At 47.4% G+C, this 10,544-nt stretch carries 10 protein-coding genes; 6 read left to right on the top strand and 4 right to left on the bottom strand.

Going from position 1 to position 10,544, the window contains the following annotated elements; genetic code table 11:
• From ACTIE6_RS08500 to ACTIE6_RS08475, 6 genes are all read left to right on the top strand, one after another.
• Window positions 1-1,602, top strand: a 1,602-nt coding sequence (locus ACTIE6_RS08500) for a sodium:solute symporter (RefSeq protein ID WP_439556228.1), incomplete at its 5' end; no start/stop codon positions are given.
• Window positions 1,599-3,131 (top strand): sialate O-acetylesterase, encoded by a 1,533-nt coding sequence (locus ACTIE6_RS08495; protein WP_439556227.1) that lies wholly within the window; start codon window positions 1,599-1,601, stop codon window positions 3,129-3,131. The genes ACTIE6_RS08500 and ACTIE6_RS08495, both read left to right, overlap by 4 nt.
• Before the next feature lie 6 nt (window positions 3,132-3,137).
• Window positions 3,138-4,364 (top strand): AGE family epimerase/isomerase, encoded by a 1,227-nt coding sequence (locus ACTIE6_RS08490; protein ID WP_439556226.1) that lies wholly within the window; start codon window positions 3,138-3,140, stop codon window positions 4,362-4,364.
• A 2-nt stretch (window positions 4,365-4,366) separates the two neighbouring features.
• Window positions 4,367-5,527: a sialidase family protein gene (locus ACTIE6_RS08485; protein WP_439556225.1), complete on the top strand. Its 1,161-nt coding sequence runs from the start codon at window positions 4,367-4,369 to the stop codon at window positions 5,525-5,527.
• Window positions 5,528-5,587: 60 nt separating this feature from the next.
• Window positions 5,588-6,526: a glycerophosphodiester phosphodiesterase family protein gene (locus ACTIE6_RS08480; RefSeq protein WP_439556224.1), complete on the top strand. Its 939-nt coding sequence runs from the start codon at window positions 5,588-5,590 to the stop codon at window positions 6,524-6,526.
• A gap of 150 nt (window positions 6,527-6,676) precedes the next feature.
• The gene (locus tag ACTIE6_RS08475) at window positions 6,677-7,216 is read left to right on the top strand and encodes a YceI family protein (RefSeq protein WP_439556223.1); all 540 of its coding nucleotides are present in this window, start codon (window positions 6,677-6,679) and stop codon (window positions 7,214-7,216) included.
• Window positions 7,217-7,422: 206 nt separating this feature from the next.
• Here ACTIE6_RS08475 and ACTIE6_RS08470 read toward each other — a convergent pair whose 3' ends face one another.
• The 4 genes from ACTIE6_RS08470 to ACTIE6_RS08455 all read right to left on the bottom strand — a co-directional run bounded on the left by ACTIE6_RS08470 (window position 7,423) and on the right by ACTIE6_RS08455 (window position 10,195).
• On the bottom strand, window positions 7,423-8,100 hold the full coding sequence (locus ACTIE6_RS08470; RefSeq protein WP_439556222.1) for a VTT domain-containing protein: 678 nt from the start codon (window positions 8,098-8,100) through the stop codon (window positions 7,423-7,425).
• A gap of 61 nt (window positions 8,101-8,161) precedes the next feature.
• Entirely contained in the window at window positions 8,162-8,548 is a 387-nt protein-coding gene (locus ACTIE6_RS08465; RefSeq protein WP_439556221.1) for a GreA/GreB family elongation factor, read from the bottom strand.
• 226 nt (window positions 8,549-8,774) lie between these two features.
• The gene (locus tag ACTIE6_RS08460; RefSeq protein ID WP_439556220.1) at window positions 8,775-9,758 is read right to left on the bottom strand and encodes a hypothetical protein; all 984 of its coding nucleotides are present in this window, start codon (window positions 9,756-9,758) and stop codon (window positions 8,775-8,777) included.
• Between the two features lie 158 nt (window positions 9,759-9,916).
• Entirely contained in the window at window positions 9,917-10,195 is a 279-nt protein-coding gene (locus ACTIE6_RS08455; protein WP_439556219.1) for a hypothetical protein, read from the bottom strand.
• Window positions 10,196-10,544 lie beyond the last annotated feature (349 nt).

The raw sequence follows: 10,544 nt of genomic DNA, 5'->3' as shown, positions 1-10,544 counted from the left end.
CTCGGCGAGCTCCCCGGCCCGGCGCAGGTCACGACTACGGCCGTGAAATGGGATACCGATATTTTTATCCCAAGCGGCGAGATCCGCCCCGGCACGCGCACTCCCGTTATTACCAAAGGCAGCATTCAGCACAAGCCATTCTTTTCCTGGATCGACTCGGCCGTTTTGGGCATTTGTTTCCTGTTAATGACCGCCGGACGCTTCCTTTTTACCGGCAAGACCAGCAACACCGACGATTATTTCAAAGGCGGCGAGCGGATTCCGCAATGGGCAGCCGGCATTAGCATTTTTGGTGCGAAACTGAGCGCGATTACATTCATGGGCATTCCGGCCAAGACTTACGGAACCGACTGGACGTACTTTTTCCTGCTCATGACGATTATTATGGTGATGCCCCTGGTGGCGAAATTTTTCATTCCTTTTTACCGGAGACTGCACGTCACGTCGGCATACGAATACCTCGGCAAACGCTTCAATTACGGTTCGCGCGCGATGGCTTCGGCATTGTACGTGCTGCTGCAAATCGGCCGGATGGGCATTGTGGTGCTGCTTCCCAGCATTGCGCTCACGTTGGTAACGGGTATCGACATCAACATTTGCATCATTATGATCGGCGCGATCAGCATCTTCTTCACTGTCAAAGGCGGCATTGAAGCCGTGATCTGGGTGGAAGTGGTTCAGGTTTTAATCCTTGCGACGGGTGCATTGTTCTGCCTTTTTTACCTGCCGTTTCACATTACCGACTGGAACGCGGGCTTCAAAGCATTGGACAACGGCGATAAATTGAAGGTTTTCGATTTCCGTTTCGACTTCACCGAACCCACATTCTGGGTCGTGGTGATCGGTGGGCTGGCGATTAACTTACTGACTTACGGGACGGATCAAACCACGGTACAACGTTATCTTACCACGAAATCAGAGCAAGAATCGATCAAAAGTCTGAAACTCGGCGCGTGGCTCACATTACCTTCGACATTGGTGTTTTTCTCGATCGGCACATTGCTGTTCTTGTTTTTCCGCGAGCATCCGCAGGAGGTGAATATGGCTTTGAATGATCAGGACAACATTTTTCCCTGGTATATCGTGAGCCAGTTGCCGGCCGGATTGTCTGGGTTGCTGATTGCAGGCATTTTCGCCGCGGCCATGAGCAGCACCGAAGCGAGTATGAACTCTACGGCCACATTGCTGACTACCGATTTTTACCAAAAATTCAAACCCGAAGTCACACCGAAACAAACGCTGTTTTTTGCCAGAACCACCACATTGTTACTAGGCATTTTCGTAACCTGCATTGCGCTCTACATGGCACATAAGGGTGTTTCTTCCCTTTGGGATAAGTTTAATACCATTCTTGGCTTGTTCACAGGCTGCATCGGCGGCGCATTTATACTTGGGATTTTTACCAAAAGAGCCAGCGGAAACGGCGTGATGATCGGCATGGCGATCAGTTGTTTTACACAAATTTTGATCCAGCATTATACCCACATTCATTTGTTGATGTACGCTTTCACCGGACTGGTAAGCTGCGTGTTTTTTGGTTATTTATTTAGTTTAATGATGCCTGCAAATCGTGATTTGAATGGACTAACGATGTACGAATGATGACAAAATTCCTGTTTTTGCTGCTGCTGAATGTGCTCGCTTTTGATTTTTCCAAAGCCCAAAATGATGAAGATCGCAAACTCGCATTGGCGCCGGTTTTCTCTGATCACATGGTTTTGCAAAGGAACAAACCTATCAAAATCTATGGAACAGCGACTGGTGGGAGCGATGTTTCGGTTCAGTTTTCAGGTCAGACAGGTAAGGCAAAGGCGGATCAATCCGGGAAATGGAACGTGGTTTTTCCGGCTGTGAAAGCGGGTGGTCCGCATGTGATTTCTGTTTCCGTAAATGGACAGAAAATCAATGTGAAAGATATTCTGATTGGCGACGTCTGGCTTTGTTCAGGGCAGTCAAACATGGAATTCCAGCTGAAAGATGCGCAATCGGGGCCGGAGGAGTTAAAGCAAAAGGATTTTAGCCAACATATCCGGTTGCTGAAATTCAGTAGTGCAATGCCCTGGGGGAATGTGGCGTGGGATTCGGCGGCGCTGGCCAAAGTAAATCTTTATGCGTTTTTCAAAGGCAGCTGGAAAACGCTGGACGCGGCATCAGCGGCTAGTTTCTCGGCAATCGGTTATTATTTTGGTAAACAACTAATAAAGGAAACGGACATTCCGATTGGCCTGATCCAGGTTGCATTGGGCGGTTCTCCAACTGAATCCTGGATCGATCGCGCGCTGCTTGAACAAGATCAGCAATTTGCCGGAATGCTTACTGACTGGCCACATTCCACATTGGTCATGGACTGGTGCCGCGAACGTGCCGCTAAAAACACCAGCAACGCGCATTCCAGCGATCAGAGACATCCTTTTCAGCCCGGGTATAATTTCCAGGCGGGCATTGCGCCGCTCACCGGTTTTCCAGTTGCGGGCGTGATCTGGTATCAGGGCGAAAGCAATGTGTTCAATGTGCAATTACACGAGCAACTTTTTACAAAGCTGGTCAAAAGCTGGCGCGAAGATTGGCGCGATGCATTTCCGTTTTATTATGTCCAGTTATCAAGTATCGACCGGCCCAATTGGCCTGAATTCCGGGACTCACAACGAAAGCTGCTGACCAAAATTCCGAACTCCGGCATGGCGGTAAGCTACGACTTTGGTGACTCATTGAATGTGCATCCGATCCGCAAAAAGGAAGTAGGGGAGCGGCTGGCATTGCTGGCGCTTCGAAATCATTATCGTAAGCCGGTACAGGACAACGGTCAGGTCCCCGAAAAAGCTACGTTCATAAACGGGGAAATACGGATTCAGTTTTTGAATGAAAAAGCAACATCAGCTCAAAACAAAGCTTTGCCCAAACAAAAGCTTTTAACCAAAAACAATGCAGCGCTGACTGGCTTTGAAGTAGTTACCGAAAGCGGCAAACGTATGCTGGCAAATGCCTGGATTGAAGGTGATGAGGTAGTGATGAATGTCCCTTCCGGCGAGCGGATTAAGACTGTTTTATACGCATATCAGCCATTTACACACGCAAATCTTTACAATGAAGCGGGATTGCCTGCTTCCACTTTTTCAATAGCAGTAAATTAAAACGCAATGCATTACACAAAATCAGAACTGGAAAACCTGGGGGATTTTTATAAAAATCAGCTGCTGAACGACACGCTGCCGTTCTGGTTCCCGAGGTCGCTGGATGAGGAGTTTGGCGGATATCTTTTAATGCGCGACCACGACGGAACATTGATCGACACCGACAAAGCTGTCTGGATCCAGGGCCGCGCGGCGTGGCTGCTGGCGACTTTATACAACACCGTCGAACCGAGGCAAGAATGGCTGGAAGGTGCCAAATCGGGTATTGATTTTTTGAATAAACATTGTTTCGATACCGACGGACGTATGTTTTTTCACATGACACGTCAAGGTGAGCCCATTCGCAAACGCCGTTATTTCTTTTCCGAAACATTCGCCGTGATCGCCCATGCGGCCTACGCAAAAGCGAGCGGCGACCAGGAAGCTGCCGACAAAGCACGTTATCTTTTTGGCAAATGCATTGAATACGCCACCACGCCGGGACTGCTTGAACCGAAGTTTACCTCAACCCGCCCCGCGAAGGGAATTGGAGTGCCCATGATCCTGATGAACACTGCCCAACAGCTTCGCGAAACCATCGGTGACCCGCGTTGCGATGCATTGATCGACCAGTTTATCGAAGAAATTGAAAGGGATTTTGTCAAAGACGATATCCGCTGCGTAATGGAGCAGGTCGCGCCGGACGGTAGCATTATCGACCACATTGACGGCCGCACGCTCAATCCCGGGCACGGGATCGAAGGTGCCTGGTTTATTTTACACGAGGCCAAATACCGGAATAATGATCCGCGCCTGATCGCGCTCGGCTGCAAAATGCTGGATTATATGTGGGAGCGGGGTTGGGACAAGGAATTTGGCGGCATTTATTATTTCAGGGATGTGTACGGCAAGCCAGTGCAGGAATACTGGCAGGATATGAAGTTTTGGTGGCCGCATAATGAAGTCATTATCGCTACGCTGCTGGCTTACGCGCTGACACAAGACAAGAAATACGCCAAATGGCACACGATGGTGCACGATTGGGCTTACACCCATTTCCACGACCAGGAGCACGGAGAGTGGTTTGGTTACCTGCATCGCGACGGCAGCGTGGCGCAAACCGCCAAAGGTAACTTGTTCAAAGGTCCGTTCCACCTGCCTCGGCAGGAATGGTATTGCGCACAGCTGATGCAGGAACTGGTCGGAAAGAATGCGGAGAAAACCATCGTGGAAACTGAAAAACAGAACTTTTGAGCATGAAAATCATAAAACTAACCCTCATCGCATTATTGCTTTGTCAACTCAGCATTCAGGCGCAGACGCCCGTTTTTGTATCCGGCGCAGAAGGCTACAAATCGTTCCGGATTCCTGCCATTGTAAGTGCGCCAAATGGTGAACTGCTCGCATTCGCGGAAGGCCGCGTAGCCGGGAGCGGTGACTTTGGCGATATTGACATCGTGATGAAGCGCAGTAGGGACAAAGGCAAAACATGGTCGGCATCGCAAGTGGTGGCAGGTTATGACAAGCTGCAAGCCGGTAACCCGGCCCCGGTATTCGACCTGAGCGATCCGGCGTTTCCGAAAGGAAGACTCTTCTTGTTTTATAACACCGGAAATAACCACGAAGGCGAAGTGCGGAAAGGTAAAGGATTGCGCGAAGTCTGGTATATTACTTCCACGGATGCCGGCGCCACCTGGTCGGAACCTGTGAACATTACCACGCAAGTTCACAAGCCCAAAATGCCCAATGTGAATGCAGCTTACAACTTCAATGAAGATTGGAGAAGCTACGCTAACACGCCTGGTCACGGCATGCGGCTCACCGAAGGTCCCTATAAAGGAAGGATTTACATTGCCGCCAACCATTCCGCAGGCGATCCAAAGCCAAAGAGCGCAGATTACCAGGCGCACGGTTTTTACAGCGACGATCACGGCAAGACTTTCAAGCTCAGCGAGACCATTTCTTTCGAAGGTTCCAATGAAGCTACTGCGGCAGAAATTTCAGGCGGCAGGGTGATGTTCAATGCCAGAAACCAGCAGGGCGATGTGCGCGCGCGCATTGTGGCTGTGAGCAGTGATGGCGGCGTGAAATGGGATACCACCTATTTTGACCACAACCTGCCCGATCCCGTTTGCGAAGGAAGCATTCTGACCATTGGCAAAAACAAAAAACATAATATCCTGGCATTCTCCAACGCAGCCGATACCAAAGAACGTGACAACCTTACATTAAGGATCAGTTTTGATGATGGGAAAACCTGGGCGAAGCAGTATGTAATTGACAAAAGCAAAGCGGGTGAAAGGGATTTTACTGCGTACTCTGATCTTGTAAAAACAGGAAAAAAGACGATCGGGGTGCTTTATGAAAGGGACGGTTACAAATCGATTGTGTATAAAGAAATAACCTGGGAAAAGTAGGTTAGGTGTTGATGTACAAAATCGAGGAGGCGCCCAACCCTTGATTTTAACAAAACATATATGCAAACGCGACCCATTTACGGCCTGATTTTAGCAGGTATGCTGACGCTCGGCAACACATTTTCAGTCTCCGCACAGGACAAATTGAATGTAATTAAATCAGGCAGTGCGAAGGAAATGCATGCTTTTTTCAGATATACTGGTAACGACAGGCTGCTGATTTCGGGACATCGTGGTGGTATGGTAAAGGGATTTCCTGAAAATTCGATTGCTACTTTTGAAAACACGCTGAAACATACGCCTGCATTTTTCGAGATCGATCCGCGATTGACCAAAGACAGCGTGATCGTTTTGATGCACGACGCTACACTGGACCGCACTACGACAGGAACCGGGAACCTGAAAGATTACACTTACGCAGAACTGAAAAAGTTCAGACTGAAAGATGCGGAAGGCAATGTGACCGACTTCCAGATCCCGACCTTGTCGGAGGTAATTGAGTGGGCGCGGGGTAAGACAATCCTGAACCTGGACCGGAAGGATGTGCCTTTGAAAATGACGGCTGATCTGATCCGCAAACACAAAGCCGACGCATTTGTCATGCTGACTGTCCATAATCCCGCGGAAGCAAGGTTCTATCTCGACGATAATAAAGACCGCATGTTTTCTGCATTTGTTACGAACAAAAAGCAGTTTGACGAATACGAGCAGGCGGGCATTCCTTTTACTCGTATGATCGCCTATATCGGTCCGCGTGTGAAGCCGGATAACCAGGAGCTTTATACGATGCTCCACAAAAAAGGCACCATGTGCATGATCTCGGCAGCTTCATCTTATGACAAGCTCAAAAGTGCCGATGAAAGAAGGGCCGCCTACATCTCCATTGTGAAGGACGGTGCCTCGATTCTGGAAACGGATTTGCCGATCGAGGTGGCGGAGACAGTGGATGATCTGATCAAAAAAGATACCCCTAAGAAGAAATTTTTCGGAAAAAAATAGCGGCTTTACAGAAGCTGCGTATTGTTGCACTATACCCGAGGTTACTACTAACCTCGGGTATACTACTATATATTGAATAGTTACAAGATCTAAGTTTGTGCTGCCAGTCAGAAATGGTTTAATGATCAGTATAAACATAACTCTTGTACAATGTCAAAAATAGTTTGGAATGTAGATACCATGCATTCGGAAGTTCTTTTCAAGGTAAAACACCTTGTTATTTCAACGGTAACAGGCTCATTCAAATCCTTCAACGGGCAAGCTGTTGCCGACGGAGATGATTTCGAGAATGCAGAAATTGAATTCACGATTGATGTGGACAGCGTGGATACAGGTCAGCCTGCGCGTGATGAGCATTTGAAGAACAGCGACTTTTTCGAGGTAGAAACCTACCCGCAGTTCAATTTTAAATCCACTTCATTTACCAAAATCAAAACCGATTTATACAAACTGAAAGGTAACCTGACGATGAAAGGTGTTACCAAAGAGGTAGAACTGGAAGCGGAATATGGCGGCACCGAAAGAGATCCCTGGGGCAACACGAAAGTAGGGTTTGAAGTAACGGGCGTAATTGACCGAAAAGAATTCAATGTAACATTCAACGGACTAACCGAAACCGGCGGCCTCGCCCTGGGCGAAAACATCAAAATCATCGCTAATATCCAGCTGGCAAAGCAGGTAGCTGCGTGAGGTGGAAATTAAAAGCGCTTTGGGTTGCGGCCCGAAGCTTAGATGATTTTGCCAGAGGCTTAGTATGAGGTCATGGAGGATCTCTTCGGTATCTTCATTTCAGGCTGTCCCCCAAAAAGAAAATCCCTCTGCGCGTCAGAAATGCGCAGAGGGACGAAGCCGCCATTCTTTCATGAAGAGCGGGAAAAAAGCACGGCTGTATTAAATCAGATGCTCGCCGTCGTGTTCGGATTGCTTGCCACGCGATCGCCTTTGATGAATTGCCACACCAATGGGAGCACGGACAATGCAACGATTGCGAGTATTACTTTTTCAAAATTTTCCCTGACAATTTCAATGCTGCCCAGGAAGTAGCCTGCCAGTGTAAGTCCCACAATCCAAACAAATGCGCCGACCACATTGAACTTGAAGAAAACAGCATAATTCATTTTTCCTATCCCCGCCACAAATGGCGCCAATGTGCGGACAATGGGAACAAAGCGGGCAATCACGATGGTAGAAGGTCCGTGTTTGTCATAAAAACTGTTTGTACGCGCCAGTTGCTCTGGTTTAATCAGCACCCTGCCGAATATACGGGTCCTTAATGCCCGGTCCCCGAAGTACTTGCCGAACATGTAGTTACAGGTATCTCCAAGTACTGCTGCTACCAAAAGCAATGCGATAATCAGCCAGACGTTCAGGGATTCGCTGTATTTAGCCGCCATCATACCGGCTGCAAACAGCAGCGAATCGCCAGGTAAAAATGGCATGAACACCACACCGGTTTCGATGAAAATGATCAGGAAGAGTACGATGTAAGCAAGTGCGCCATAATCCTCAACGATTTGCCCGAGATATAAATCCAGGTGTAAGAAGATGTCAATAAACTGGCTGAGGAATTCCATTTAAATGTATTTTGATGTGGATGATTAGTTGGACTCTTTTGAATTAATTTTTCTCTAATGGTCAGCTCTGCTTTACATCCAGAATTTCGAACTTCTTCATACCCGCCGGCATCTTCCATTCTACGGTTTCGCCCTTGCACAAACCAATCATAGCTGCGCCCATAGGTGTTAAAATCGAGATCTTCTTTGCATTGAAATCTGCCTGTGCGGGCATGACAATGGAGAATTCCATTTCCCTGTTCGTGGTCAACTCCCGTACCTTTACAAATGAGTTGAGGCGAATGCTGTCCGCCGGCAGCTCGTCGTCTTCGACTACAATGGCGCGGTTCAGCTCGTACGATAAAGACATTTCGTTTGTCCCGGTGTTGTTGGAGAGCGTTTCTGTAAATTGTTTTAGCATGCGAAAATCATCGCGGCTAAGTATGACGTGGTTTCTTTGCGTGTTCATTTTGATTGACATGAATTAATTGATACCTGTAAAAAGGAGATCAGCCCCTTGAAGTCTCCCGCTCCAAATGGCCGATTTGTGACATTCGTTTTTGAATAAAAAAAATACTCGCACACCACTTTTAGGGAAGTGTGAAAGCAGGAGTTGTTTGTAAAAAGAGGTAGTCTGTTTAGCTGTTCAGGATTATTGGGAGCCTGGTTTTCAGATCAGAAATGAAGACCGGGCCTTAATTCTGATGGATCAGCGTACTTGCGGCAAGCTGGTGAAAGACTTTCTCATCCAGTTTATAGCGGTCGTTCAGGGTAAGACTGCTTCTTGCATTAAAAAGCGCGTGATTGACAGCATTGTACATCAGCCAGTAAGATGAATCCGACCCAAGTATACGCTGCTCAAACCGGAGCCTTTCTTTGGCCTGTTTGGCTAATTGCACCGGAATGGGCAAAGCTTTAAATATATCATCATCGGCGCGGAATACTGTTTTTTGCTGAAACTGTTCATATACCCTCGCTGTCAGTGTTGGCTGTTGCTGATTAAGCCCTGCGAGCAGGTTATAGAGCTGCTCCTGAAACATTTCCGGAGCAAGACTACTTTGATGAATCTTCCGTAATGAAGGTTCTTTTTTGAGCAAGGTCGAGATAGACGCAGTCTTTCCTGCTCTCTTCCTTTTAGTTTCGTGTGACCCTTGTTGCAGCCAATCCTGGTAGTCGGTCAGCGCGGTGAAGGAATCAGCCCAGCCCATTAAACCATTTTGGCACAAAGCCCGGTACATACTCCCGGCGTGCCCTGAACTGCGGTCGAGAATAGTTGTGAGCGTTTGCCCCTGTATGCTGAATGGCGTTTTACCATTGTAGCTGTTTGTTAAAATCAAACTGCGTTGTAAAGATTCTCCGCCGATCGTCAGTTCGTGCGGGAGAATGATACTGATACTGAATTCACCTGTGGAGGTATACTTGATCTGCAAGCTGTAATCGGCATAAAGCTTGTCGATCACCTCTCTGATAAGGATGTTAGGGATGATAGAATAGTCAGCACTCTGAATACCAAAAATCGTTTTCCGCTCTCCAAAAGGCTCGCCCACTACCAGCTGCTGCCTGTCAGTTGCCATAATTTCATAGTCCGGCAAAATATCCGCCAGCCAAACCGGTTTGACCGGATAGCAAATATCATCCCAGGATTCTGATAAACTTGGCTGAGCAGTTAAGTACGTCATGACTTGCAATTTTTACAATTGTAAATTTACTAGAGCAAAACGTGTATTCCAAATATTGGTTCAACTTTGATCAAGGCTAGGTGTAATTCGCATTGAAATGGCAGGAGTGCTGATCCGGCGAGTCTTCCACACTAAACCAGCTGCCGCAAAGTTTGTTTTCACGATCGGAAAAAACCATAAATAACCACACCTGCTAATACAGCTTCTGTGATCCAAATGGTGCGGGTATTATAATGGGAGATCCGTCGGATCAGCCAGTGGCCTCCAAGGCAAAGGATCAGTATAGGAAGACCCAGCACAATTTCAAGCGGATAATCGCGCTTCTGCGCAGGTGTTCCATAGAGCACATAAAACGAACCATGCAGGATCTCGTATAACCCCAACAATGCACCCAGCGTGAGCGGCGTAATCCAGGTCAGCAACTTCTGCATGTTCATATTCAATGTGGTTTGATCTTTACTAAAGCCAGTTCAGGGTATTTAAAATGGCAAGCTGCGAAACAAGGAAGAAAATCTTTGTGATCTATCAAAATGATACCGCCTTATCATTTTGATAGGGTTTCTGGTTACCTGGTTTGTTGATGTTTCAACCTAATATATTGATAGTTAGGTAGATGATATCTTGTTGTCTGAGTTGGCACAGGAATGGAAACTCTTCCATCATTACTACTTAAATATCTAAAATCATGTTAACAATCCTCTTAATTCCCGCCGGGCTGCTCTGCTTCGCGATCTTCTATGGTATTGTCAATTATTTCGAAAAAATCTGACTATGGCAGCGCTATTC

The organism is Dyadobacter sp., from assembly GCF_051859145.1.
In the GTDB taxonomy this organism is placed as follows: Bacteria; Bacteroidota; Bacteroidia; order Cytophagales; family Spirosomataceae; genus Dyadobacter.
Note: the sequence above shows the minus strand (reverse complement) of the source record. Positions and strands in the feature narration are given on the sequence as shown.

Excerpts from the sequence above, each read along its gene's own strand:
- ACTIE6_RS08455 (WP_439556219.1), bottom strand. The coding sequence starts at position 10,195 with ATGAACATGCAGAAGTTGCTGACCTGGATTACGCCGCTCACGCTGGGT.
- ACTIE6_RS08490 (WP_439556226.1), top strand. The coding sequence starts at position 3,138 with ATGCATTACACAAAATCAGAACTGGAAAACCTGGGGGATTTTTATAAA.
- ACTIE6_RS08495 (WP_439556227.1), top strand. The coding sequence starts at position 1,599 with ATGATGACAAAATTCCTGTTTTTGCTGCTGCTGAATGTGCTCGCTTTT.
- ACTIE6_RS08465 (WP_439556221.1), bottom strand. The coding sequence starts at position 8,548 with ATGAACACGCAAAGAAACCACGTCATACTTAGCCGCGATGATTTTCGC.
- ACTIE6_RS08470 (WP_439556222.1), bottom strand. The coding sequence starts at position 8,100 with ATGGAATTCCTCAGCCAGTTTATTGACATCTTCTTACACCTGGATTTA.
- ACTIE6_RS08485 (WP_439556225.1), top strand. The coding sequence starts at position 4,367 with ATGAAAATCATAAAACTAACCCTCATCGCATTATTGCTTTGTCAACTC.
- ACTIE6_RS08460 (WP_439556220.1), bottom strand. The coding sequence starts at position 9,758 with ATGACGTACTTAACTGCTCAGCCAAGTTTATCAGAATCCTGGGATGAT.
- ACTIE6_RS08475 (WP_439556223.1), top strand. The coding sequence starts at position 6,677 with ATGTCAAAAATAGTTTGGAATGTAGATACCATGCATTCGGAAGTTCTT.
- ACTIE6_RS08480 (WP_439556224.1), top strand. The coding sequence starts at position 5,588 with ATGCAAACGCGACCCATTTACGGCCTGATTTTAGCAGGTATGCTGACG.